General features: G+C 61.5%; 21 protein-coding genes. 8 read left to right on the top strand and 13 right to left on the bottom strand.

What is annotated here, in order from left to right; all coding sequences use genetic code 11:
• Positions 1-3: 3 nt before the first annotated feature.
• The 4 genes from DNK50_RS13355 to DNK50_RS13340 all read right to left on the bottom strand — a co-directional run bounded on the left by DNK50_RS13355 (position 4) and on the right by DNK50_RS13340 (position 4922).
• On the bottom strand, positions 4-786 hold the full coding sequence (locus tag DNK50_RS13355) for a hypothetical protein (RefSeq protein ID WP_177411521.1): 783 nt from the start codon (positions 784-786) through the stop codon (positions 4-6).
• Positions 779-1615: a DUF4123 domain-containing protein gene (locus DNK50_RS13350; RefSeq protein WP_099584865.1), complete on the bottom strand. Its 837-nt coding sequence runs from the start codon at positions 1613-1615 to the stop codon at positions 779-781. Before DNK50_RS13350 ends, DNK50_RS13355 begins: the two co-directional genes overlap by 8 nt.
• A complete protein-coding gene (locus DNK50_RS13345; protein WP_112194461.1) occupies positions 1615-3633 on the bottom strand; it encodes a type VI secretion system tip protein VgrG in 2019 nt (672 codons plus the stop codon). Before DNK50_RS13345 ends, DNK50_RS13350 begins: the two co-directional genes overlap by 1 nt.
• 302 nt (positions 3634-3935) lie before the next feature.
• Positions 3936-4922: a diaminopimelate epimerase gene (locus DNK50_RS13340; protein WP_112194459.1), complete on the bottom strand. Its 987-nt coding sequence runs from the start codon at positions 4920-4922 to the stop codon at positions 3936-3938.
• A 174-nt stretch (positions 4923-5096) separates the two neighbouring features.
• Here DNK50_RS13340 and DNK50_RS13335 point away from each other — a divergent pair, with 174 nt between their 5' ends.
• Complete coding sequence (locus DNK50_RS13335; protein WP_112194457.1) at positions 5097-6248, top strand: MFS transporter; 1152 nt, start codon at positions 5097-5099, stop codon at positions 6246-6248.
• A gap of 56 nt (positions 6249-6304) precedes the next feature.
• On the opposite strand, the gene DNK50_RS13330 is transcribed toward DNK50_RS13335, so the two are convergent.
• From DNK50_RS13330 to DNK50_RS13305, 6 genes are all read right to left on the bottom strand, one after another.
• A complete protein-coding gene (locus DNK50_RS13330; protein ID WP_250926463.1) occupies positions 6305-7216 on the bottom strand; it encodes a hypothetical protein in 912 nt (303 codons plus the stop codon).
• Positions 7217-7371: 155 nt separating this feature from the next.
• Positions 7372-7599: a hypothetical protein gene (locus DNK50_RS13325; RefSeq protein ID WP_112196935.1), complete on the bottom strand. Its 228-nt coding sequence runs from the start codon at positions 7597-7599 to the stop codon at positions 7372-7374.
• Positions 7600-7772: 173 nt separating this feature from the next.
• Positions 7773-8231, bottom strand: coding sequence for a hypothetical protein (locus tag DNK50_RS13320; protein WP_256595595.1), 459 nt, complete (start codon positions 8229-8231; stop codon positions 7773-7775).
• A gap of 697 nt (positions 8232-8928) precedes the next feature.
• A complete protein-coding gene (locus tag DNK50_RS13315; RefSeq protein WP_112194455.1) occupies positions 8929-11334 on the bottom strand; it encodes a TonB-dependent receptor in 2406 nt (801 codons plus the stop codon).
• Positions 11335-11431: 97 nt separating this feature from the next.
• Entirely contained in the window at positions 11432-12376 is a 945-nt protein-coding gene (locus DNK50_RS13310; protein ID WP_112194453.1) for a FecR family protein, read from the bottom strand.
• Positions 12377-12405: 29 nt separating this feature from the next.
• Positions 12406-12906 (bottom strand): sigma-70 family RNA polymerase sigma factor, encoded by a 501-nt coding sequence (locus DNK50_RS13305; RefSeq protein WP_099584858.1) that lies wholly within the window; start codon positions 12904-12906, stop codon positions 12406-12408.
• A gap of 155 nt (positions 12907-13061) precedes the next feature.
• On the opposite strand from DNK50_RS13305, the gene DNK50_RS13300 reads away from it, so the two are divergent.
• The 3 genes from DNK50_RS13300 (at position 13062) to DNK50_RS13290 (ending at position 16892) form a co-directional block, all read left to right on the top strand.
• On the top strand, positions 13062-13862 hold the full coding sequence (locus tag DNK50_RS13300; protein WP_112194452.1) for a glucose 1-dehydrogenase: 801 nt from the start codon (positions 13062-13064) through the stop codon (positions 13860-13862).
• A complete protein-coding gene (locus DNK50_RS13295) occupies positions 13855-15696 on the top strand; it encodes a glycoside hydrolase family 15 protein (protein WP_099584856.1) in 1842 nt (613 codons plus the stop codon). The genes DNK50_RS13300 and DNK50_RS13295 overlap by 8 nt, the downstream gene beginning before the upstream one ends.
• A 290-nt stretch (positions 15697-15986) precedes the next feature.
• Positions 15987-16892 carry an alpha/beta fold hydrolase gene (locus DNK50_RS13290; protein WP_112194450.1) on the top strand — a complete coding sequence of 302 codons (906 nt, stop codon included), beginning with the start codon at positions 15987-15989 and terminating at the stop codon, positions 16890-16892.
• On the opposite strand, the gene DNK50_RS13285 is transcribed toward DNK50_RS13290, so the two are convergent.
• Positions 16889-19099, bottom strand: coding sequence for an ATP-binding protein (locus DNK50_RS13285; protein WP_112194448.1), 2211 nt, complete (start codon positions 19097-19099; stop codon positions 16889-16891). The genes DNK50_RS13290 and DNK50_RS13285 overlap by 4 nt on opposite strands.
• 110 nt (positions 19100-19209) lie before the next feature.
• Complete coding sequence (locus DNK50_RS13280) at positions 19210-20178, bottom strand: GlxA family transcriptional regulator (protein WP_112194446.1); 969 nt, start codon at positions 20176-20178, stop codon at positions 19210-19212.
• 89 nt (positions 20179-20267) lie between these two features.
• On the opposite strand from DNK50_RS13280, the gene inhA reads away from it, so the two are divergent.
• Positions 20268-20948, top strand: coding sequence for an isonitrile hydratase (gene inhA / locus DNK50_RS13275; protein WP_112194443.1), 681 nt, complete (start codon positions 20268-20270; stop codon positions 20946-20948).
• Positions 20949-20981: 33 nt separating this feature from the next.
• Here inhA and DNK50_RS13270 read toward each other — a convergent pair whose 3' ends face one another.
• The gene (locus tag DNK50_RS13270; RefSeq protein WP_112194441.1) at positions 20982-21611 is read right to left on the bottom strand and encodes a LysE family translocator; all 630 of its coding nucleotides are present in this window, start codon (positions 21609-21611) and stop codon (positions 20982-20984) included.
• A gap of 158 nt (positions 21612-21769) precedes the next feature.
• Here DNK50_RS13270 and DNK50_RS13265 point away from each other — a divergent pair, with 158 nt between their 5' ends.
• The 3 genes from DNK50_RS13265 to DNK50_RS13255 all read left to right on the top strand — a co-directional run bounded on the left by DNK50_RS13265 (position 21770) and on the right by DNK50_RS13255 (position 25814).
• Complete coding sequence (locus DNK50_RS13265; protein WP_099584851.1) at positions 21770-22285, top strand: sigma-70 family RNA polymerase sigma factor; 516 nt, start codon at positions 21770-21772, stop codon at positions 22283-22285.
• Positions 22272-23222: a FecR domain-containing protein gene (locus DNK50_RS13260; RefSeq protein WP_112194439.1), complete on the top strand. Its 951-nt coding sequence runs from the start codon at positions 22272-22274 to the stop codon at positions 23220-23222. Before DNK50_RS13265 ends, DNK50_RS13260 begins: the two co-directional genes overlap by 14 nt.
• Before the next feature lie 105 nt (positions 23223-23327).
• Complete coding sequence (locus DNK50_RS13255; RefSeq protein ID WP_112194437.1) at positions 23328-25814, top strand: TonB-dependent receptor; 2487 nt, start codon at positions 23328-23330, stop codon at positions 25812-25814.
• Positions 25815-26177: the final 363 nt, after the last annotated feature.

The raw sequence follows: 26177 nt of genomic DNA, 5'->3' as shown, positions 1-26177 counted from the left end.
ATTTCACTCCTTTACACTGCACGTTGGATAGACATCACATATGCGCCCATCCGGCATTTTTATGGGCGTGAAGTCCTTGGTATTACTGCCGCAATACGCGTGCAGATCGTCGAAACTTTTACCTCTGCAACGCCTCCACCCGCCAGGAACAGCTATCCATCTATCGTCAAAAGCCGGATGTTCCACCTCCGTTAAGGTCAGCACCACCCTGAGCGTCTTCCCACGTAGCTCATCACGCTGTGCAACCCCACCTGCGCCTTTTTTTTGCAGTTGACCCGCCGCGCCCAGTGAACGGCATTGCAGAATCTTTCTGATCCCATGAATAGTGCCTACCGTTCGAAACAACCACTGACATTGACCCGGCAGTACCTGAACACCGGACTCAGGCATCCGGGACGTATCAAGGCGATCAACAATGGAAACACCCCCAATATCCCCCCCAACATCCCCATCCCGTGTCCCCCATTTCGCATAAAAATCAAACTCCACGCCACGCAACACCAGCGGGCACCCGTCCACTGTTTCATTCAGCGGCAATTGATAACTCACCCGACTGGCCGCTGCTTTGTAGTCTGTAAAAAAGACCTTGCGCTCCGGCCGCTTGCCTCGGCGCCTTGGCAACGTGCAGGCCTCACCCGTCGCGGGCCCGTAATTGGCAGCTGTTTTAAGTTCAAATTGCGGCGGCAAATCCACCTGCAGCGTAAAGCTATCGACCGGCTTTGCCGCGCACCCCCACAGCCCCGCCATTCCCAGCGCAAGCGACACCCCCAAGATGCGTCTAGTCATCTGCTTTCTCCATCCGGTGCCACTGCTGCAACACCCGTTGGAAATGATCTTCGGGGGGTTCTCCAGCGGTTGGCTGCCAACGAATACCACTGTCGCGAGTGGCCTCTTCCAACCGTCGCACCACCAGAAACTCAAGTTGTTCAGGCCTGCGCCATTGCCAAGCGCGAGCTTGTTCCAGCACCTGGGTCAACCAGACTCTGGGGTCTTGGAATTCGACCAGCGCCGCCAGGCTTTCACTGTGCTCAGCCAGCAGATAACGCAAGATATTGGCGTGCAAAATGGCGTGGGCATTTGGGTTGGGTATGCTCAGCCAAGGCGCTGGATCAGGCACCGAATAGTCACCGGGTAACGGGTTGTTCCCACAGTGCCAGCGGCCTTCATGCCAGTAGCACACACTGATCAGCGGGCCAAGGAATGCTGGCCACTGCTCACTGCTCAGGTGGTTCAGCGCCCGCGCCAGCGTACGATTGTCGTGAAAGCGGTACAGCGCCTGGTTACCTTGCGGCCCGACCAGCAGCCGGTCGCGCCAATGTTGCGTCACGCCCGTCAGGTCCACGGCTGGCAAACTGCCCAACCAGCCCCAATTCGTCTCGGGGTTTTGAAGAAGATCCAGCAGCGCAGGCTCGCCGACCTGATCCAGCAACAGGATCAAGGGGCCCGCCGTGGCGATTTCCGCCAGCGGGGTTTGTGCGTAGAGGCTGCAATACTCGAGTAACCCCCGCGCTGCCAACATCGGCTGGCGGGCTGCGTTCTCGCCTTCAAGTATCAAGCACAACCTGCGCCCTGCCTGCAGTTGTTGGCTCATCCATTGGCTTGGAAGAGTGTCCATCAGGGCGCCCTCTCACTGACATTGCACAGCCCTTCTCGGCAGCACTCGCACACCGCACAGAAGTCCGCGCCCAGTTCCCTGGCCAAGTGCATGATGGCGCCCTGGACAACGGAGACTTTCGGGCGCTCGACAACCGATGCAGACTTCGCCGAACGAATGGCGGACGGAGTGCCACCCAAGGTGATGGGCCGGCTGGCGAAAATGCCGCCCGCTTGGATAACCAGGTGCTCTCCTCCGGCTTTGAAGCTCAGTTGCGCACCTGCGTCGATCACCAGGCTGACACCGGCCTTGAGATGCACCTGTTGCCCGGCTTCAATCACCAGGGTTTGTCCGACATACGTCTGGCTATCAGCCTGCACATCCAAGTGATCGCTGGCTTTAAGTACCACCTTGCGATCACCCGTGACGTGACGATGCTCTTCGCTTTCCAGGTGAACCGTGCTTAACCCCCGAATGATTTCCCGCCGCTCACCCGCGACTTCCAAGTGAGCGTCATGCCCCACCTGCTGCTCAAGATCCCGTTGAGCGCGGACGTAAATAAGTTCCTCGCCACGACGGTCGTCAACGTGCAACTCGTTGGAACCGCCGCCGCCCAGGGTACTGCGGCTGCGCAAGACACTGCGGGTCTTGTGTTGCGGCAAGGGATAGGTCGGCATGTGCAACGCGTTGGGCAGGCATCCGTGGACCAACGGCTGGTCCGGGTCACCTTCCAGGAAGGTCACCAGTACTTCCATGCCCACCCGTGGGAGCATCGTGGTGCCAAACCCGTCACCGGCCCAAGCCGACGCCACCCGCACCCAACCACTGCTTTTGTCGTCGGTCTTGTCCAGCCGGTCCCAGTGAAACCGCACTTTCACCCGGCCGTACGCATCGCAATGCACCTCCTCACCGGCAGGCCCGGTCACCGTTGCGGTCTGGGTGCCGTTGATGGTCGGCTTGGGGTGTTTGAGGGGCGGTCGATGCGTCGCCCTCCACGGTGTCGCCGTGAAGCGGTTGCGATACCCCTGGAAGGTGCCGTCCTCACCTACTGCCTCCTCCAGCACCTGCGGCTGATAGCCCTCATGACGGACCGAGGTAATCAACCACAAATCGTTGCAAAGCGGATCTGGATGGTCACGCAACTCAAGAAAGTGCCCACTGCACAGCGCCGGTTGGTCGCTTTCGCCCGACGCACGATAACGGTCGCGCTGATGGCGTTCCAAGCCTCTGCGAGCCAGGCGCAAACCCCGTTCATGGCCACTGAACCCGGCGGGATAGCGGTAGTCTTCAAGGGATTGTTCTGCTGTGGAACCCGTAGCGGCCTGCAGGCGCAGGGACGGATGCTCGAAATCATGATCACGCCGCACCGTTTGCCCACTGCGGGTACGAAGCCGCACATCGAAACGCTGGATAACCCGAGTATCAGCCTTCGGTCCGCCTGCAGGGGAATAACGCTGCGCGGGCAAGCGGCGAAACACAGTCTGGTCATCGCCAAACACCAGCACATGCGCGTCTGCGCTGTGACGGAAGTGGTAATGAATGCCCTCCTCTTCGCACAGCCGCTGGACGAACTGCAGATCGGTTTCCGCGTATTGCACACAGAACGTGCGCGGCGGGTACACCACCGGGCCCAGCTCAAAGACATGGCTGTCGGCCAAAATGCCGTGTTGTTCAAGGACTGTGGCGATGATCTGGGGAACGCTGCGCTGCTGGAAAATCCGCTGGTCGCGCCGGTGGGCAAGGTAGGCAAGACGCGGTGCCAGCGTCAGGTGGTAGCAGGTGAGTCGTCGACCCGGATCCTGCCGGCCGATTGCGTAAACCTGCCCGTGCAGGCCTTCGCTGGCTTCACCGAAATCCAGGTAGGCGGGTTGATGAAGCAACGCCTCCAGGTCAAGGTCGGGGTCTTCACTGACGCCCTTTATCTGGATGAAATACGGTTGATCGAGAAACTCCTGGCCTTTGAATTCAAGTACCTGGAAGTCTGTATTCATACAGGGAAATATCAACTTGAAACGTGAAGAAACAAACGCGTCAACCATCCTTTGTTACCCGCCAATGTTATTGCCAATCTGAATTTTTATCCGGCTGAACACTGAATAAATGCCGATAAAAAGCGCCTGAACGCCGCAAAGCTTAGCGATCCCAGGAAAAAAATCGGCCCTGTTAAAGTAAAAAAGAAGTTTCGTACGGCAAAGCTAGAAGTGTCTTTTAGGAAACAAAGAATCGAGGCCCTAGACCACTTAATTAAAAAAAGAAATCCCCTACAACAACTTGCAGTTAAATAACTAATAGATAGCGAAACGGCTGACAACCACTCCGGGCTTCAGCCGTTCAAACAGGTTTATGCCTGAGGCGATGCAGTCCCAAAAAGGCTGACGCTCAGTAGCGTTTCAGCCTGCGTCTGCAAACGCACTGGCGCAGTGCCACCCGGCATCACCACCGCCACTTCACCACCTTCGACCCAACCCGCTCGCCACGCCGCACATGCCACGGCACTGGCGCTGGTGCCGGAGGACGCCGTGGGGCCCTCTCCCCGTTCGAACACACGGGCAATAATCCGATTGCCGGACTGCCTGGCCGCCCACTGCAAATTGACCCCCGCCAAACAGGGCCGACCACTGCCTGCCGGGGGCGCAAAGGCTATCGCCTGCAGTTGTTCGAACAGCGCGGGCTGCTGCATCAGCAGGTTGTCCGGCAAGGCCGACACGTGCTCGACCAACGTCACGCAATGGGGGTTGCCCACGCGCACAAACTGGCTGTGGGTCCACTGCGAGTCAATCGCCGCCAACGCTGTTACGTGGCTCAGTTCAGTACCGCCGAGCAACGCCTGCTCGACCCCGTGCGCGCCCACCGCCGACGGCCCGAAAACGGGCAAACCCAATGCCAGCCAGAAGCCCTGGCGGTGCTCATGGACGGCTGGCTCGACCCGCGTTGCTACCGGCGACCCCGCATCAGGTTTGTCATGATGCACGCGCAATTCACAGGCTTGGGTCATCAGGCCCTGGTCGGTGAGTGCCTGGGCAAAAATCGTCAGCCCGTTGCCACTGCGTTCGGCCAACGAGCCATCGGTGTTGACGATCAACAGGTCAAACGGCGGCTCGGCCTGGAAAGGGCCAACCAGCAAGCCATCACATCGGTGGGCTTTCGCATTGGCTGGACGCGGCGTCGAACCCCAGTCGCACTCCGACGTTATCGCCAGGGACGCCCAACGCTCGCGAGCACACGCGGCCTGCGCGGCGCTATCGGGCAGCTCGATACCCCGGCCGCGTAAAAACGCAGGGCTGACTACGCCATAAATATTGCCCCGTGCATCATAGAACCGGGTCATGGCGCCGCATGCCTTAAAATCTTCATCGTTTAGTCCGTTCGATTGCCTACACACTGGACCAGCAGCGTATTACACAACAAAGCGTTTGTGGGAACCCGGCTCGATCCCCAAGGCCTGATGTGCAAGGATGTCGCGCCGGACATCGTTCGTTGAACGCAAAACCAAGGATTCTTCATGACTGCCATCCCCACCTCAGCGCCCGTGGTTCCCGGGCGACTGGAACAAATGTCGACCCGTATCGCATTTTTCATTGCCGGCTTCGGTATTGCAGCCTGGGCGCCGCTGGTGCCCTATGCCAAGGCGCGTGCGGCGTTGAGTGATGGCACGCTGGGTCTGCTGTTGTTATGCCTGGGGGTGGGGTCGATCATCGCGATGCCGGCTGCGGGGGCGTTGGCATCACGCTACGGTTGCCGACGTGTACTGAGCGCCGGCACGGTCATGATATGCCTGGCCTTGCCGATACTCGCCACGGTCAGCTCGATTCCTTTGCTGATCGCCGGGTTGTTTCTGTTTGGCGCGGGACTGGGCACGGTGGACTCCACGGTGAACCTGCAAGCCGTCATTGTTGAGCGCGCGAGTGGCAAAACCATGATGTCGGGCTTTCATGGTCTGTTCAGCCTGGGCGGCATCGTTGGGGCTGCGGGGGTTGCCGGGTTACTGGGGTTGGGCCTGTCGCCTCTGCAAGCAACGCTGGTAGTGATCGTCATCATGGCGGTGGCGCTGCTCAAGGCCGCGCCGCACTTGCTGCCCTACGGCAGTGAAAGTTCGGGCCCGGCGTTTGCGATTCCCCACGGCGTGGTGCTGTTTATCGGCTGCCTGTGCTTTATCGTTTTTCTGGCCGAGGGGGCGGTGCTCGACTGGAGCGCGGTGTTCCTCAGCGCCGAGCGCGGGTTGGATGAAGCCTACGCCGGCCTGGGTTACGCCGCCTTCGCTTTGACCATGACCGCGGGACGCCTGACTGGCGATGCCATCGTACGGCGCCTGGGCGCTACGCGGGTGATTGTGGCGGGGGGTTCCCTGGCAGCCGCCGGGGTCTTTCTCGCCACATTGTCGCCCGCCTGGGAGATGGCTTTGCTGGGTTACGCGCTGGTGGGGGCCGGCTGTTCAAATATCGTCCCGGTGCTCTACACCGCCGTCGGCAAGCAGACCCTCATGCCGGAGCATACCGCTGTACCCGCCATTACCACGCTGGGGTATGCCGGTATTCTGGCCGGGCCCGCCATGATCGGCTTCATTGCTCACGGCAGCAGCCTGGCAAGCGCCTTCCTGTTGATCGGTGGATTGCTGGTGGCCGTGGCAATCAGCGGAAAAATACTGCGGGTATAAATGATATAGAGCACGAGCTTCTTGAGTCGCTCAAGAAGCTCCCTCAGGAAGCGCGTTCAGAGGCCTTTTTCTTTTTTCTCGTTTTCCATCCAGCGGTCAACGCTGTAGTTCTTGATCCAGCCGTCATGGTTATGGCTGCCAAAAATATTGGTGCCGTTCGCCTTGTTACTGTCCAACGAGTCGAGCAAGCCTCGCTCAACCAAATTCTTGGTGATATACACCTGGTTCTCGCTGTATTTTTTCTTCGGGAACCCGGTCGCCGGATCCCGCACGGTCTGACCATTTTTATCCGTTTCGTCGGGGTCCTTGCTCATCTCGATAATCGTGTCTTTCTTTACATAGCGGTGCTTCTCAAAAAAGAAACTGTAGTCTTCCGACCTATCGCGTATGTCATCAAACATGGCTCTGAATGCCTGGACCAGCTGCAGATCGGTTTTCGCATGGTACGGATCTGCGCTCTGGGTGTTGGGGTTGGTATTGCCAACCAATGAACCCGAGGCCTTGGACAGACTTTCAGCGGTGAGGTGTCGATCCTTTCCAAGCACCGCCTGGTTCAAACGCGGGCGGTTGACTGTCTCCCGAAACAGCATGATGACGCGCTCGGGGACCGCGCTGGTGCTCGGGTCCTCGCTCGCGATCTTGTGCATCGATTGCTGGGTCAGGTGCCCGTCCTCCTTGAATGCATCCAGTACTGGCAACTTCAGATTGTTACTCAAGTCGGTCGCCAGCAGGTGGTCGTCCGAACTGACGTAAGGATTCCCGACTTTCGACATGCCACCGTACATGTTCTGACCGTCAAAATGCCGGGCGGCACCGTTGGCGAATCGATCGGAATAAGGCTGTGCAACGGGGAGTGGCTTGCCCAGCGCACGCGAATCTACCGAAAATCGAGCATGCCCCCCGCCTCCCGGTAGCGCATCAGCGGCTTTCGGTACTGTACGTAATAAATCATTAACCCTGCTAATCATGGTTCTTCTCCACTAAATGTTGACTCCATCGCCTAAGCACTGACACAGGCTGAGTGGCGTTCATGCATCAGTGGTTCCTCCGAAAGGCCGAGCAAAATTCGACTAACTGTAACCATCTGCCCGCCCAGGGACCGACTCGCATCACCCCGGCATACTTAACGCCTGGGCAGCTTGAGCTTGCTCCAGATACTCGGGAAGAGTGAGCACGGCGAACTGGACGCCTGTTCTTCTGCCACCGTTCGAGCGCCCTTGTCGAAATCCTCGGCGGTAGGTGCCTTGAAGCTGCTCTTGGGCGACGACGTGAGATTGACCTGCGGGGGTGGCATGACCAGCGTCGCAGCGTTGTACTGGGCGTGGCGGGGTTCAAATGATGGCGAATTCATGGTCAAGACCTTATCCGGTAGATAAAGGCACCCGCCGATAGCCAGTGGCGGAGGTCGTTTTCTAAGCCGTGGCGTTGCGTAGATGATGTGTTCATGATTGAACGTGCGGCTCATGCATGCGCATTTTGACTGCCGGGTGCCCCGTGCTGCGCGGCACGAGGCAGTCGGGTGGTCTAACGCAGCAGGCTCAGCAGCTTCAACAGTTCGGATCGCGTAGCCTTTCCGTCACGCAACGGTCCAAAAATATTGTCCATCAATCCACCTAGGTCCGAGCGCGCCATGACCTCCCTGGACAATTGGATGAGATGATCCCTATGCCGATCACCGGTCAAAGGTTGCGACGCGAGTTTTTCGAACGTACTCAGCTCTATTGAACGGTTCCAGAACCCCCCCTTCAACGCATTAAAATGCCTGAGCACGTCCAAGACGATGTCTTTGTCGGTGGCGAGTTTCAAGGGGTTGTCGGAACGCAGATAGCTCTTGATGTCATTCCTGGACAAGCGGTTATCCAATTCACCTGTCCGACCGTTTCGATCCAAGGCCTGCATCAGTTCCGGACGGCGCACCAGCTCTCTTGCCAGGCGAATATTGCTGTCAATGTGCGGATTACCGGTCAATGGGCGAGCCGCCATATTGTGTACGCTTTGGGTCGTGACCTCTCGCGACGGCCATGGGCCCCGAAAGGCATCATAATTTTTCAATAACTGCTCGGCCAGTTGCTCTCCAGTTCGCTTGGAATAATGAGGATCCGGCCGCGAGGGATTCGGACGCGGTGGCGGGCCTGGATTTGGTCGCACGCCCTCAGGCAGCGGACGCGCCGGTGGGCCCGGATTTGGCCGCACCCCCTCCGGAAGCGGACGTAACGGTGGGCCAGGGCGCAAGTGGCCGTGACACGGTGCCGGGTGCCTCGGTGCGCTATCAAACATCAGCCCGGATTGGCGGCCTTGAGTGTTGAAGGTCACGCCTACCGTCTGCTGGCGACTTGCAGACGGATGAGGTTGCGCAGGACCGGACGGGGCACCTGCGTGTGTGTCGTGATTGGGGGACTGTGTAGCAGGTTGGTTGAGTACTGATACCGACATTGAGCTCTCCAGTTCGGTTTTTTCAGGCGCCTCACCTCGCGGACCCAGCCCTCGACGTCAACTAACCGTCAAAAAAACCAGCGCAAGCAGGCTCTTTCTGTGTGGCAGAACAGGGGAAGTCGGTTCCTGAAAGTGCTGAAGTTTTCCAATACCTCGTAGGAAGAGCCCATACGGGCGCTTGCCGTGCAACCTGTGCATGGCCGCCCCTGGTCGGGAGGGGCGGCGACATCTGGATGTCAGCGCAGAATCAAAACCCGACGCTCGCCTGCACAAAGAACGTACGCGGCTCGCCCAGGTACAGCCCGGCGTTGTTGTCGCTGGAGCGCGTGTAGTGCTGCTGGTCATACAGGTTTTTCACGCCCACGCCCAGTTTCAGGTTCGACAGGTGCTCGCCGAAGTCATACCCGCTGCGCACGTTGACTGAAACATAACCGGGGATATCACCGTATTGGCCGTCTGCCGTGCCTTGGGTGACGTAGGTGCTGGTGGTGCCCGGTGCGCGCTGGCCGGACTGGGCGTAAACGTCCAGGTTATGGGTCCAGCGGTTGACGTCGTAGCGCAGGCCCAACGTGGCCACTTCCCGTGAATACAACGGCAGGTCACGGCCCTTGAAGGGTACGTCACCTTCGGAGGTGGCCTTGGTGTAGGTGAAACCGGCATTGGCGGTCAGGCCGTCCAGGCGTGGGTCCAGGTTCGACAGGTCATAGTGAGCCGACGCTTCGATGCCGGTGTGCTTGGTGGCGCCCAAGTTGGTCCAGCCCACGGCATTGCTGACGTATTGCAGTTCATCCGAGAAGTCGATGTAGAAGTACGTCAGTTCGCCGCCCCACACGCTGTCGTTGTAGCGAGTACCGACCTCGTAAGTCTTGGCCTTTTCCGGGTTCAGGCCGTTGGCGGTCTGGTCGCCGGTTCCGCCCTGGCCCAGTTGGAAGTACTGCAGGCTGCCGAAAGACGTTTCGTAGTTGGCGAACAACTTCCAGGCATCGGAGAGGTGGTACATCACGCTCAAGGCCGGCAGGGGTTCGTTGTTGTGGACCTCGCGGCGTTTTTCCGAGGTGCGGGTGCCGTTCAGTGCAACCACTGGGCGGTCGTGCCACTCGGTGCGGATATCTTCGAAGCGAATTCCAGGCGTCACCGTCCACTTGCCGATATCGATTTTGTTATCAATATAGAACGCGTTGGCTTCGGTACCGCCTGTGCGGTCTTGATACACGTGGCCGTCACTCTGCCCACCCGGTGTCGGCACGTTGTTGATCAGGTTCAGGCTGGTGGCCTGCTCATGCATGCCTTCTTTGAGGTAGCGATAACCGACGCTGACTTCCTGGGTGCTGGGGCCCACATCGAACACATGGGACACCCGCGGCTCGATGCCGAACGTGTAGTAGGTGCGCGGGTAGGAACTCAGGGTCGCGAGGTCGCGGTTGGCGATGTTGCTGCCACGGAAACTGTCGGAGTAGTAGGTCAGCACTTCGGCCTGGGTACGGTCGTCGATCTGCCGGATGTACTTGAAGGACACATCCTTGCGTCGCCCGCTGAAATTGTCCCAGTCGCGCACCGACTGGTACGGGTTGGCGTCGAACTGCTTCTGGGTGAGGCCGCCGGGCATGTCGGCGCTGGCGTCGTAGTAGTGGAAGTTCAGCGAGAAGTCGTCTTGATCGGTGGGTGCCCAGTGGGTCTTGAGGATTACGTCGTCGATGTCGTTGGAGTTGTTGCTGTTGCGATAACCGTTGCCATTGACCCCGGAGTACAGCAGCGCAACGCCGATGCCGTTGTCGGCCGTGCCGCCGATGAAGGCGTTCTCGATGTGCTTCCAACCGCCATGGGCGGAGGTTTGCAGGGTGGTGCCGACCTCGCCGGAAAATGTCTGCGGGATCGCACGGGTCACGAAGTTGATCACGCCGCCGACGTTCTGCGGCCCATAACGCACGGAGCCGGCGCCACGCACCACGTCGATGCTGTCAAGGTTACCGGCGGAAATCGGCGCCATCGACAGCTGTGGCTGGCCGTACGGCGCGAACGCCGCCGGCACGCCATCGATCAGCACCGTGGAGCGTGGCGACAGGCGTGACGTCAGGCCGCGCACGCCGACGTTGAGGGAAATATCGCTGCCGCCGGTGCCGTTGGATTCCTGCACCTGCACGCCAGGCACGCGACGCAGCACGTCACCGACGTTCATCGCGCCCTGCTCCACCATGGCTTCACGGCGAATCACCGTGCGTGCGCCAGGATGGTTTTGCACCACTTCGGCGTTGGCATCGCCGAGCCAGTCGCCGACCACGCGGATGTCGGTGGCACCCAGTTCCACGGGAGAACCGGCCTCACCCGTGCCGACGCTCAGCGGGCGCAGGGTCACGGAACCGGCGTCGATCTGATAGTCCAGGCCACTGCCTTGCAGCAGTTGGCGCAGGGCTTGTTCGGGAGAGAGGTTGCCGTCGACAGCAGGTGACTGTTTGCCCGCGACCATGTCGGGGCTGAAAAACACCTGCAAGGACGTTTGCTGGCCCAACTGGCTCAGCGCCGCGCCCAGGGGCTGGGCCTGGATATGGATAGCGTCGGCCGCATAGGCCGCAGGCAGTGCGGCGCTGACGGCAAGTGCCAGGGCCAATGGCGCCCAACGGGAGATTTTATTGTTGTTAACGGCGAGTATTTTCACGTCTGACCCAGTCCTGTGATCGCAAGAGTATGCGGCTGTTAATGCAAACCAGTTGCAGCTGCAGGAGAAGACGATGGACGCGGAAAAAACCTGAACCTCAGCGTGAAATAATTTCCTGGCTGCCATCCGGCAGGGTTCGCAGGGCTACAGGCAGAATGTGCGGCAATGCTTTGAGCAAGGCATCGGTGTCGTTGGCTTTGAACACGCTGGTCAGCCGCAGGTTACCGACGGCAGGCGAGCTGACGCGCAGCGGTTGCTCGCGGTAGCGCGACACTTCCCGCGCCACTTCCCCCAGCGTCGCGTCGTTGAACACCAGTTTGCCGCTGCGCCAGGCCGTCAGCTCATCGGTATTCACGGCGTAGGACGCCGCCACCAGCCCTTTGCGGTCCACATGCGTCCCCAGGCCCGCCGTCAGTGTCACCACCTCATCCGGTGAACGCCCTTGGACCTTCACGGTGCCGGCCTCAACCATCACCCGGGTCTGGTCGTCATCGCGGCGCACATCAAAGCGCGTGCCGGTGACCGTCACCTGCCCTGCCCCGGCCGCGACCACAAAGGGGCGGCTGGTGTCGTGCTCGACGCTGAACATGGCTTCGCCCTGTTTAAGCTCCACACCGCGCCGGCTTTTTTCGTAGTGCACCGCCACCACGCTGCGGCTGTTCAACTCCATCACCGAACCGTCCGGCAGTGCCACCTGGCGATGCTCACCCAGGCGCGTGCTGAACTCGGCACTGTAGGGCTTCGGATGATCAAGGCCACTGAACAGGCCCAGCCCCAGGGCAATCGCGACCACACTGGCCGCGACGGCATAACGCAGCACGGCCCGCCGCTTGGGAGGCGCCTCGCATAACGCCTGCAAACGGGCCTTGGGCAGCAGGTCGGTGGCACTCCACAGGCCTTGCAGCACATCGAATTCATACTGGTGTTCGGGGCTTTCAGCGCGCCACGCGTCGAAACGCTGGCGCTCGGTGGCGTCCAGCTCGGCGTCTTGCAGGCGTACAAACCATTGCGCGGCTTCATCGCGGGCACGGCTATGCATCATGGAAGGTCCTGTTTCAGAGCGAGCTTGAGTCATGGGGCCAGCGCGTCCAGGCGGTCACGCAGATGCCGCAGGGTGCGGATCATATACTTTTCCACCATGTTCTTGGACAACCCCAGGCGTTCGGCGATTTCCTGCTGGGTGAGGCCCTCGATTTTCTGCCAGATAAAAATCTTGCGGCAGTTGAGCGGTAACTCGGCCAAGGCCCGCTCGATGGATTGCGCCAACTGGATCGCGTGCATGGCATGCTCCGGGTCGCCACTGTGGGGTGAGCGCTGATCAAAGTCTTCCAGGGCGATGGCGTCGCGGCGGTCCTCGCGGCGGTAGGCGTCCACCGCGATGTTGCGCGCCGTTTGATGCAAATAGGCGCGCGGTTGCGTGATGTCGGTGGAGGTGGACTCCAGCACCCGCACAAAGGTGTCGTGGGCCAGGTCTTCGGCCTGCTGACGGTTTCTCAGGCGGCGCGTCCAGGTTCCGATCAACTCTTCGTAGTGCTCGAAAAAGCCTGTTCTGCGGGGCGGCTGAGGGATCATCGCGGAGGCACTGGGGAGGCGGGGCGTGAATAGTAATGCTTCCTATTAAGTGGAGCAATTGCTACCTGTCGCCCGCCGGCTACCACGCGGATGAACTTACCTTGCGCGCCATCAGTCAGCTAACTGAACTCATCAATTAACAGGCTGGGTGGGCAATGCACATCTCGTTGGAGCAACAAGTGGCACTGGTGACGGGCGCCAGTTCCGGAATCGGCGCTGGCGCGGCCAAGGCCCTGGCGCAGGCCGGGGCTGCGGTGGTGCTGAACTACAACCGCCAGGCCGCCCCGGCGCAAGCACTGGCGGCGCAGATCAACGCCGACGGCGGCCGGGCGATTGCCCTTGGCGCCGACGTGTCCAAAGAGGCCGATGTAGAACGGCTGTTCGCCCAGACCCTCGATGCGTTCGGCCACTTGGATATCCTGGTGGCCAACTCCGGCATGCAGAAGGACGCCGCCGTGGTCGACATGACCCTCGACGACTGGAACAGCGTGATCGGCGTCAATCTCACCGGCCAGTTCCTCTGTGCCCGCGCCGCGCTGCGTATCTTCAACCGCCAGGGCATCCGTGAAGGTGTGTCGCGGGCGGCGGGCAAAATCATCCACATGAGTTCGGTGCACCAACTGATCCCCTGGGCCGGGCACGTGAATTACGCCGCGTCCAAAGGCGGCGTGGAGATGCTGATGCGCAGCCTCGCCCAGGAAGTCAGCGAACAGCGCATCCGCATCAACGGCATCGCGCCAGGGGCGATTCGCACGGCGATCAACCGCGCCGCCACCGAAGGCGCGGCGGAAAAAGAGCTGCTCAAGTTAATTCCATATGGCCGTGTCGGCGATGTGGAAGACGTGGCCAACGCCGTGGTCTGGCTGGCCAGCGACGCCTCCGACTATGTGGTCGGCAGCACCTTGTTCATTGATGGCGGCATGAGCCTGTATCCGGAGTTTCGTGGCAATGGTTGATTTGAAGAAGGTTGATTTTAAAAACGAAGCCCAGAGCGCCATCGATGCCCACGGCATCATCGGCGACATGCGCAGCGCCGCGCTGGTGAACGATAAAGGCAGCATCGACTTTTTCTGCTGGCCGGAATTCGACAGCCCGTCGATCTTTTGCGCGCTGCTCGACACCCCCGACGCCGGCATCTTCCAACTCACGCCTGACCTGCCCAACGCCCGCCGCGAACAGATCTACCTGCCGGACACCAATGTGCTGCAAACCCGCTGGCTCAGCGATGAAGCCGTGGTGGAAATCACCGACCTGCTCAGCATCAGCGAAGAAGTCGATGACCTGCCCCTGCTGATCCGCCGGATACGCGTGGTCAGCGGCCAGGCCAACATTCACCTGCGCTGCGCCGTGCGCCACGACTATGCACGCACGCCAACCACCGCTTCCCTCGATAACGGCACTGTGTGCTTCAACGCCGATGGCCAGCCCGGTATGCGTCTGTCGAGCAGCCATCCATTGCAACTCGAAGACAACGCGGCCGTGGCGAGCTTTACCCTGACTCAGGAAGAAGGCGCCGAATTTGTCCTCGGCGGCCAGGACGATGAACGTGTCGACAGTCGCTGTACCGACCTGGCGCTCGCTCACACCTTGAAGTTCTGGCGTGGCTGGATCGCCCAATCGAACTACCGCGGGCGCTGGCGCGAAATGGTCAACCGCTCGGCGTTGGCGCTCAAACTTCTGACCTCGCGCAAACACGGCGCAATCATTGCTGCCGCCACCTTCGGGCTGCCGGAATCACCCGGCGGCGAGCGCAACTGGGACTACCGCTACACCTGGATCCGCGATGCGTCGTTTACCGTCTACGCCTTTATGCGCCTGGGTTTTGTCGACGAGGCCAATGCCTACATGCGTTGGCTCAAGGGCCGGGTCAGCGACTGCTGCGGCCAGCCGACCAAAATCAACATCCTCTACGGCATTGACGGTCGCCAGGAGTTGCCTGAAACCCACCTGGATCACCTGAGTGGCCACGGTGGCGCCAGGCCGGTGCGCATCGGCAATGAGGCGGTCGACCAGATCCAGCTGGATATTTATGGGGAGTTGATGGACGCGGTGTACCTCGTCAACAAGTACGGCGAAGCCATCTCCCACGAGGGCTGGAAACACACGGTAGAAGTCGTCGATCAGGTCTGCGAAATCTGGGACCAGAAAGACGTGGGCATCTGGGAAATGCGCGGCGAGCAACACCACTTCCTGCATTCGCGATTGATGTGCTGGGTGGCCCTAGATCGCGCAATCCGCCTGGCTTCCAAACGCTCGTTGCCGGCGCCGTTTGCGCGCTGGGACAAGACGCGCCAGGCGATCTACGCCGACATCTGGAGCAATTTCTGGAACGACGAACGCGGGCATTTTGTGCAGCACATCGGCAGCACGGCGCTGGACGGCTCGATGCTGCTGATGCCACTGGTGCGCTTCGTCGCGGCCACCGACCCCCGCTGGTTGAGCACCCTGGACGCGATCCAGAAAAGCCTGGTGCGTGACGGCATGGTCTACCGCTACCGCAACGACGACAGCCAGATCGACGGCCTGCAAGGCACCGAAGGCGCATTTACCGCGTGCTCGTTCTGGTACGTCGAATGCCTGGCCCGCGCCGGCCAGGTGGAGAAAGCCCACCTGGAATTCGAACAACTGCTGCGCTACGCCAACCCACTGGGGCTGTACGCCGAAGAGTTCGACAGCCATGCACGGCATCTGGGCAACACGCCACAAGCGTTGAGCCATTTGGCGCTGATCAGCGCGGCGACGTTCCTGGACCGCAAGTTGAGTGGGGAGAAAACGGTGTGGCAACCTTGAGAGCTGGTCGGTAAGGCGCCGATGCATCGCACTCCAAATGCGTGGCGCATTGACCGACACACACTCAAGGGCTGACACACGATTCTGTGGTGAGCGGGCTTGACCCGCGCTGGGCTGCGCAGCGGTCCCAATAAAGGCAACAAGGTTTTCCTATGAGAACTCAGCGCCTGGTTTGGGGGCTGCTGCGCAGCCCAGCGCGGGGCAAGCCCGCTCACCACAGAAGCCCGCTCACCACAGGGGGCTTGCTTCCCTTCAAATGTACTAACGCTGGCCAACCACGGAGCCCAACCATGACCCTGACCGCCCGATTGCACCACGTGCAAACCTCCGTGCTCGACATCCACTACGAGGCCCACGGTCCTGCCGATGGCGAGCCGGTGATCCTGCTGCATGGTTTCCCTTACGACCCGCGTGCTTATGACGCGATTGCGCCGGTGCTCGCCGAGCGCGGCTGCCGGGTGTTGGTGCCGTATCTGCGCGGTTATGGGCCAACGCGATTTATCAACGCGCAGGCCATGCGTTCCGGGCAACAGGCGGCGTTGGCCAAGGATCTGCTGGATTTCATGGATACTCTGTGCATCGCGCAGGCCACGCTGGCGGGTTATGACTGGGGCGGGCGCGCCGCGTGTATCGTTGCCGCGCTGTGGCCGCAGCGGGTACGCGGGCTGGTGACCGGGGACGGCTACAACATCCAGGACATTGCCAAGTCGCCCACGCCTCGGGCGCCGGTGACGGAGCATCGGTTGTGGTACCAGTATTACTTTCATACCCAGCGCGGTGTGGACGGGTTGACCGCCAACCGCCGCGAACTCTGCGAGCTGCTGTGGTCGCTATGGTCACCGTCCTGGGCCGAGGGGCCGGCTCTGTATGGGCAGACCGCACCGTCCTTCGATAACCCGGACTTTGTCGAGGTGGTGATTCACTCCTACCGCCACCGATTCATGTACGCGCCCGGCGATCCGGCGCTGGAAGCCATCGAGCAGGCGCTGGCGCTGCAACCGGCGATCTCGGTGCCGAGCATCTCGTTGTGCGGTGCCGATGACGGCGTAGGCCCGCCGCCGGAAGAGGACGACGACCTGGAGCACTTCAGCGGTTTTTACCGACGCCAGGTGTTGCCCGGCGTGGGCCACAATATTCCCCAGGAAGCACCGCAAGCCACGACAGCAGCGATCATCGAGTTACTCGACAGGGCTTAGGACACCGCCGCAATCCTGAAGCTGAACACGCTGCCCTGCCCCTCCACGCTTTCGGCCCAGAGCGTGCCGCCGTGGGCTTCGATGATGCCGTGGGAAATATACAAACCCAGGCCGCTGCCGGTGGGGTTACCTTCGCGGGATGTCCAGTAGCGCTCGAAGATGTAGGGCAATTGCGCTGCGCCGATGCCCACGCCGTTATCACAGATGCGAAACAGGACTTCGTGTTCTGCCGCCAGGGCGATCACCTCGATCGCGCCCCCCAGCTCGGTGAATTTCAGGGCATTGCCGAGCAAGTTGGAAAACACCTGGAACAAACGCTCCGGGTCAGCCTGGACCTGCAGGCCGGGCTGAGCCCGCCACGTCAGGTTGATGCCCTTGGCAGCCGCCAACGGCTGCCACATCAAGCCGAGTTGATCCAGGGTCGACTTCACATCCAGCGGCTGCAGGACCACCTGGTAACGCCCGGATTCGATGCGTGAAATATCAATCAGGTCTTCCAGCAGCGTATTCATGCGCGACGTGGCGGTCTGCATGGTTTCAATCGCCGTGGCCAGACGCAGGTTGGATTTGGTCTCGTCGGCGGGCACCAGTTTGCGCATCATGCCGCACTGCATCAGCAGGATCGTCAACGGGCTGCGCAGGTCATGGGAGACCACCGCCACCAGTTCATCCCGTGCCCGTACGGCCGCATGCTCGCGCTGCACCTGACGCGCCAGGTCATGTTCAAGGGCATTGCGGCGCAGGCTTTCCACGGCCAGCAATTCCGAGGCTGACCATTGCAACGCCTTGCCGTCGACTTGTTGCTTCCACAACTCGAGCGACTGGCGGGGGCTCAGCGCAACCGCCGCCGCTTCGCGCACTTTGATCGGCTCCCCGCTCCAGTGCACCGTGGTCTTGACCTCGGATCGAAACCACATCACCGCGTTGTCCGCAGGTTTAGGCAAGCGAAAGGCCAGCAGGCCGCTGGCGATCCCTTGATAAGCGGCCGCCGGCGCAAAGTCCGCACTCAGTTGGTGACTGCACACCACGCCTTTGCCCTGCTGCTGAACCCAAGGATACAGGGCGCGAATCTGCGCTTCGGTGGGGCACACGCCAACGCAGTGCAGACGCTCCTCCACCAGAATCGCCACGCCATCGGCGGCCGTCAGGTTCAACAGCGTTTGCGTGTGCGGCCGCAGGCTCTCCATCACATCGCAGGTCGCAACGGCCATCGCGCCGACTAACGCGTCGATCATGTCGATTTTTTGCTTCTGCTGGGCACGCGCCTCCTGTTCCTGGAGCACGGTGATCTGCATCGACAGTAACTGGCCGATGCTGATACAGGCCACGCGCAGTTCATGGGGCACACGCAGGGGCTCGCGGTGGCCGCAGGTGATCAAGCCCCAGAGTGCGCCGTCCTTGAGCAGGGAAATGCTCATCGAGGAGCGCACGCCCATGTTCTTCAAATAATGACAGTGCACCGGCGAGACACTGCGCAGCACTGCAAAACTCAGGTCCAAGGGTTGGCCATTATCCGGACGCAGCGCTGGCAGGATCGGCACCGGCGTGTAGGCCGCATCGGGAATCACCCGGATCCAGTTCAGCCGGTACAGCTCGCGGGCCTGGGGTGGGATGTCCGATGCCGGGAAACACAGGCCCAGGTAAGGTTGCATGCCATCGCTGAGGGATTCGCCGATCACCTGGCCGTGGCCTTCCTGCTCAAAGCGGTAAAGGGTCACACGGTCGTAACCGGTCAATGCGCGGATCTCGGTGACGCAGGTGCCATACAGTCCATCGAGGGTCTTGGCCGATTGCAGGCGGCGCAATGTCCGGGCCACCGGCAATACAGCCGTGTGCAAGGGTGCCACGAACCGCTCCAGCTCCAGAAACAACAGACTCTGGTGGCGATGCAGCAACACTTCAAAGCGGTCACCGTTGAGGGTCACCTGACGCGTTTCGTCCTCATCCGCCTCCAGGTCCGCGAGCGCCAAACGTACCAATGCCAGGGCTTCTTCGCCGATCAGGCGACCCAGCGCCTGGCCGGACAACGGCTCGGGGCCCAGACCCAATTCGGTATTGACGTTGGTGCTGGCCTGCAACACGTCCAGCGTGGGTTCACTGAGCGTCAACAACAATCCATGGGGCTGGATCGAGCCGGGAATGTGAATAGGCTCGCTCGCGCAATCGTCCCGCAGAGGGACCGCGCTGATCGCAGGTAATGGTTTCATGAGCAACATCACGCCGGGGGGCGGAGGGAGTAGCGGCGCAGGCGAAAGGACTCACCGCGGAAGGTAGTGCGGCCAACATAGCACCTTGATTCAACTGTGTACGTTTTCGTTCAGGCCAGCGCGCAAAAGCGCTCGCGATAGGCCTGGGGCGTGACTGACAAGGCCCGCAAAAAGCTGCGGCGCAGGGTTTCTTCACAACCAAATCCGCACTGCACGGCGATGCGTTTGATTGACGCGTTGCTGTCCGCCAATTGCCGGCGGGCGGTTTCGACGCGGATCAGTTCGACGGCGCGCGCGGGGGTCTGCCCGGTTTCGGCGCGGTAGTGGCGCACGAAGCTGCGCTCGCTCATGCCGGCCTGGGCGGCCAGGGTCGCAATGTTCAACTCCAGGGAGAGGTTTTCGGCCATCCAGGCGTGCAGTTCGGCGAAGCGGCTGTCGCCCTTTTGCAGCGACAGGGTCACGCTGAATTGCGATTGGCCGCCGGGGCGCTTGAGAAACACCACCAGGTGCCGCGCCACTTCCAGCGCGACTGCGCCACCGAGGTCTTCTTCCACCAAGGCCAGGCACAGGTCGATGCCGGCGGTCACACCGGCCGACGTCCACACCGCGCCCTGCTGGATGAAGATCGGGTTGGACTCCACCGTCAGCGAAGGAAACCTGCGCGCCAGTTCTTCGCAGCGCGTCCAGTGGGTCGCCACGCGGCAGCCGTCGAGCATGCCGCTGGCGGCGAGCAAAAAGGCGCCCGTGCACACCGAGGTCATGCGCCGGGTGTGCCGGGCCTTTTCCCGCACCCAGTCCACCAGTGCGAGGTCTTCAGAAGCGCCGTACACACCCCAGCCGCCGGCGATCACCAAGGTGTCGCACGGCGCATCGACGGCGGGCAACGGCTCGGCCACCAGGGCCAGGCCCGCAGAGGTCATCACCGGTTCACGCTGGGCGGCGATCACCGAGACGGCGTAAGGCAACGGCAGGCCGCGCTGGCGGGCCAAGTCATTGGCGGAGGCGAACACCTGCAACGGCCCGGTCACGTCGAGCACCTGGGCGTTATCGAAAGCGAGGACGTGGACAATTCTGGGCATGATTGGCGTGATTCGTGGGGTCAATGGCGTATTCGCCAAAGCCTAGGCCTCTAGAGTGAAGCCGTCCACCCCTTATCGGAGCATTCTTGATGACCTTGCAGATCGGCTTTGTGTTGTTTCCCGGCATCCAGCAACTGGACCTGACCGGCCCTTATGACGTGCTGGGCTCGCTGCCGGATGTGAAGTTGCACCTGGTGTGGAAAGACCTGGCGCCGGTCACGTCCAGCACCGGGTTGGTGTTCACACCGACCACCACCTATGCCGACTGCCCCAACCTGGATGTGCTCTGCGTGCCCGGCGGTTCTGGCGTCGGCGCGCTGATGGAAGACCCGGCCACCCTGGACTTCCTCAAGGCCCAGGCCCAGACCGCGCGCTACGTGACCTCGGTGTGTACCGGCTCGCTGGTACTCGGCGCGGCGGGTTTGCTGCGCGGCCGCAAGGCCACCACCCACTGGGCCTACCACGACATGCTCGCGCCGCTCGGCGCCATCCCGGTGCAGGAGCGCGTGGTGCGTGACGGCAACCTGTTTACCGGGGGCGGGATCACGGCGGGGATCGACTTCGCGCTGGTCCTGGCGGCTGAGTTGTACAGCGAAGCGGCGGCGCAACTGGTGCAGTTGCAGATCGAATATGCACCGGCCCCGCCGTTCGAGTCGGGCAGCCCCCAGACGGCGCCCGCCCACGTACTGGAAGAGGCGAAGAAGCGCACGGTGGAATCGCGCCGGGTGCGCGGTGAGATCACCGCACGGGCGGCGGCGCGATTGGGCTGACGCTGTAGCGGGCAAGGCTTGCCCTGATGCCAGTCAGTTGGGGCGCGACATCACCGCCAGGCGCACGGCGAGCAGCATCAGTACCGTCGCCAGACCCCACTTCTGCAGCCAGGCGCTGTGTGTGCGCCTGGCAAAGAACCGGCTGAGCCCGCCACCAAAACACCCCAGCAGTGCGTGAAACACACCGGCAATCACGGTCAGCACGCCGCCCAGCACCAGCAATTGCAGGGCGATAGGCCCGGCCTCGGGCCTTACGAACTGCGGCAGGAACACCAGAAAAAACAGCAATGCCTTGGGGTTGAGCAAGCTATTGAGCATCGCCTGCCAACCTACTCGGCCCAAGGGCACACGGTTGATGTGGGCCATGCCCAGACCAGGGCGTTTCTGCAAGGTCTTGAACACCAGCCACAACAGGTAGATCACCCCCGCATACCGGATCACATCAAAGGATGGCGGCCAACTGGCGACCAGCGCCGTCACCCCGCTGGCCGTCAATACCGTCAGCAGCAGGTCCGCCACAATGATGCCCAGCGCCGACGCTATTCCACCGCGCCAGCCGTGAGTCACGCCGTGGCTGACAACAAAGGCCATGTTCGGTCCCGGAGACAGCAGCAACAGCACCACTGCACCGGAAAATATCGCCAGGGTCGTCACGTCGATCATGCTCAGCCCTCCGTCGGGAAAGCACGCAGCCTAATCGGCCGGCCTTGGGCAAACAAAAAATTGTGCTGGATACAATGCCCCCCGGTGATTGCTCATTGCCACGGCCAACGTCTAGAATGCGAAACATTATCAATTAAGACTGCTGCGCCAGGATGCCCATGTCGAGCGATCACCCACTGGACCATGCCGCTATCGGCCAGCTGTACCATGCCCATCATTCCTGGCTGCGTAGCTGGTTGAGCCGGCGCACCGGTTGCCGCGAGCATGCCGCCGACCTGGCCCAGGAAACCTTCGTGCGCCTGCTCAATGCGCGCAAGCAGCAGACGGTGCAGCAGCCCCGCGCGTACCTGAGCAGCATCGCGCGCAGCCTGATGATCGACCAGTACCGCCGCCGTGAACTGGAGCGCGCCTACCTGGAAAGCCTCGCGCATTTCCCGCAGGTGCAAGTGCCGTCGGAGGAAACCCGGCGGTTGATCCTCGACAGCCTGGAACGTATCGACCGCCTGCTCGACCAACTCAAGCCACGTGTGCGCGAGGCGTTCCTGCTGGCCCAACTCGACGGCCTGACCTGCGCACAGATCGCCCTGCGCCTGAACGTATCCAAGGCCACCGTGGAACGCGACCTGGCCAAGGCACTGCACGCCTGTTATCGGTTGCGATATGCCGAACGATGACCCGCGCCTGGTCGACCAGGCCATCCAGTGGATGATCACACTGCGCTTCAACACCGCCGACGATGCCAGCACCGCCGCATTTGACCGTTGGCTGCACACCAGCGCCGAGCACCAGCAGGTGTGGCAGCGGGTGGCGACCATGAATGACGATTTCAGCCAGTTACCGGCCCAGGTTGGGCGCCATGCCCTGCGCGGTGCGCGCCAACGCATCAGCCGCCGTGACGGCTTGAAACTGCTCGGGCTGGTGGCCGGCACGGCTGGTTTGACCTGGCTTGGCCGCGACTACACGCCGCTGCCCGCCATGCTGGCCGATTACCGCACCGTCACCGGGGAACGGCGCTGGGTGGCGCTGAACGATGGCAGCCACATCCAGCTCAACAGCGCCAGTGCCTTCGATACGGCGTTTGATCTGGAGCGGCGCCTGGTGCACTTGCGCCAGGGTGAAATCCTGGTCAATACCGGCGGTGACAGCCGACCCTTCTGGGTGCAGACCCGCGACGGTTACCTGCGCGCCCTCGGCACCCGTTTCCTGGTGCGTGAAGACGCCCAAGGCACGTTGCTCGCCGTGCAACAGGGCACGGTGGCGCTGTTTGCAGGCCGCCATGACGCCAGCGCCCGGCAGTTGGTCCAGCCGGGCGAACAGGTGCTGTTCGACCGCCATGGCATTCGCCCTCCCCGCGCCAATGGCCTGGACCCTTGGGCCTGGAGCGACGGCGTGATCAGCGCCCACAACATGCGCCTGGATGACTTCCTTGCCGAGCTGGGACGTTATCGCAACGGCCTGCTACGTTGCAGCGAAGCGGTCGCCGGGATGCGCGTGTCGGGCACCTATCAGTTGGACGATACCGATCAAGTGCTCAGCCTGGTGGCGCATTCGCTCAAGGTCGACGTCACCTACCGCAGCCGTTATTGGGTGACCGTCTCGCCCCGCGTATAACCTGTCAAAAATAAATGAGGTGAATTCGCATTGCCGCTCGACCTGTAAGGAAAGGCCGATCAACAGGCCGGTTCTGTTCACTTCCTTCAGGAGCATCCCGCGGTCATGCAAGCGATCCCCTTCCAACGTTCCCCCCTCAAGCGCACGGTGCAGGCCGCTTTGCTCGGCGCCTGCCTGAGCAGCGCCGCCGTGCCGCTGGCCGTGAGGGCTGAAACCCCAGCCGGCGATACCCAGACCCGCGACTGGCAGATCGCCGCCGGCTCCCTGGCCAACGCGCTGGACCAGTTCGCCCGTCAGGCCGGTGTCAGCCTGTCGTACGACGCCACCAGTGTCGCCGGCAAGGCCAGCCCAGGCCTCAGCGGCCGCTTCGACCCGCAACAGGCTCTTGGCCAGTTGCTGCGAGGCCAAGGCCTGGACGCCCAGCGCCAGGGCAACAACACGTGGTTGCTCCTGCCGCAAGTAGCCCAAACCGGTGCCCTGAACCTGGGCGCCACAATGGTCACCGGCGAACGCTTGGGTGCCCTTACCGATGGCACCGGTTCCTACACCACCGGCGCCGTGACCATCGGCAAAGGTGAACATAGCCTGCGGGAAACACCGCAGTCGGTCAGTGTGCTGACCCGCCAACTGATGGATGACCAGAACCTCACCACCATTGACGACGTGATGGAACGCACGCCGGGGATCACCACGTACGAGTCGCCCATGGGCGGCAAGTACTTCTATTCCCGTGGTTTCAAGATGCTCGGCCAGTACCAGTACGACGGCGTGCCACTGGACATGGGCAAGGACTACGTACAAGCCGACAGTTTCAGCGCCAACATGGCGATCTACGACCGGGTGGAAGTGCTCAAGGGCGCAGCCGGAATGCTCAAGGGCGCCGGCACCGCCAGCGGCGCGGTGAACTTCGTGCGCAAACGACCACAGGCCAAGCCCACCACCAGCCTGTCGTTGTCCGCCGGCACCTGGGACAACTACCGCGCCGACGTCGACACCGGTGGCCCGTTGAATGACAGCGGCACCGTGCGCGGCCGCGCAGCGATCAGCCAGCAGACTCGCGATTCCTACATGGACATTCAGAAGCGCCAGGACCAGGCGTTCTATGGCGCATTGGACATCGACCTCAACCCCGACACCACCTTGGGCGTCGGCGCCAGCTACGAAGACGTCGACGCCAGCCCGTGCTGGGGCGGCCTGCCGCGCTACGCCGATGGCAAAAGCGCCAACCTCAGCCGCTCCACGTGTCTGGGCCAGTCCTGGAACGACTGGCAAAGCCGGCGCACCACGTTCTTCGCCGACCTGACGCATCAATTCAACGATGACTGGAAACTCAAGGTCTCGGCGGTGCACAGCCGCAACCTGCAAGACACCAAGTACGCCGCCAGCGAAGGCACCATCGCCTACGACAACCCGACGCCCACTGCCAACTCTTACGCGGCGCTGATGGACTACAACCATAAGGACTTCGGCCTCGACGCCTACGTCGACGGCAAGTTCGAAGCCTTTGGCCTGGAGCATGAGCTGATCGTCGGTGCCAACGGCAGCCGTGGTACCCAGGACGACGTGTACGCGATCCAGAACCTGCCCAGGCGCCAGAGCATCTACCAACCCGATCATCACTTCCCGGAACCGGCCAACAGCAGCTTCTGGCCGAACATGTACCGGGGTGGCACGGTCAAGGAGACCGCCACTCAATATGGCACCTATGCCACCTTGCGCCTGCGCCTGGCCGAGCCGCTGATGCTGATCGTCGGCAGCCGCGTCAGTTGGTACGAGAACCGCCGCCAATCCTACAACCTGGCCTGGGGCGAATGGGCCACGCAGGATGCACGCACCCGCGAAACCGGCGAAGTCACGCCGTTTGCCGCGCTGATCTACGACCTCAACGAGCACCTCTCGGTGTACGCCAGCTATGCGGATATTTTCCAGCCGCAAAGCTCTTACGCCACCGTCGACGGCGCGGCCCTCCAGCCGAAGGTCGGCGACAACTACGAGTTGGGCATCAAGGGCGAATGGTTCGACGGGCGCCTCAACAGCTCCCTGGCATTGTTCCGCGCGATTGAGAAAAACGGCGCCGAGTCCGACTACACCACCCAATGCGCGACCTCCGCCGACGGCTTTTGCTACACCGATAAAGGCAAGGTGCGCGCCCAGGGCGTGGAGGCCGAAATCAGCGGTGAAGTGCTCGAACGCCTGCAACTGTTCGGCGGCTATACCTACACCCAGACCCAATCCCTGAGCACCATCGACGTCGCGAAGCAGGGTGGCACGTCCAACACCTACGTGCCCCGTCACATGCTGCGCGTGTGGGGCGACTACCAGCTCGACGGCGCGCTGTCGAAATGGAGCGTCGGCACAGGGGTCAATGCCCAGAGCAGTAACTATCGCGTGCAGACCATCAAGCTCGAACAACCCGGTTACGCCACTTGGAACGCACGCCTGGCGTACCGCGTGGATGACACCTGGACAGTGGCGCTCAACGGCAACAACCTGTTTGATAAAACCTACTACAACACCGTGGGCACCGCCTCCTGGGGCAACTTTTATGGCGAACCGCGTAATTTTACAGTGAGTTTGAAAGGCAACTTCTAACCCCTCGAAAACCCCGCTGGCAGGGCACTTAGTGCGCCCTGCCTCCCCTCTTTGTCCCCCTTTCCTACCGCGTTTATAAAAAGGTTTTACCGTTAAGCAGGAAAAATCTCACATTTGTTCCTACACTCAAAAACACACCCCCCTTCACCGAGTGACTGGACAAGGAATGTCAATAAAATGCCGAAAAAGAGACTGATAAACCTGTCTAGCATGCCACCTCCGCACCATCGTCAATCCGTTGACTAGCATTGAAAAGGGAACACTCCTTTAGTCACGACACCCGCGAAAACCATTCAAATGAATATATATTTTTTGAATGAAAAGTTGCGTATTACCCAGCGTAGCCGTAGTTCGACGTGCCTC

It is taken from the genome of Pseudomonas sp. LG1E9 (assembly GCF_003290225.1).
Taxonomy (GTDB): Bacteria; Pseudomonadota; Gammaproteobacteria; order Pseudomonadales; family Pseudomonadaceae; genus Aquipseudomonas; species Aquipseudomonas cyclaminis.
Note: the sequence above shows the minus strand (reverse complement) of the source record. Positions and strands in the feature narration are given on the sequence as shown.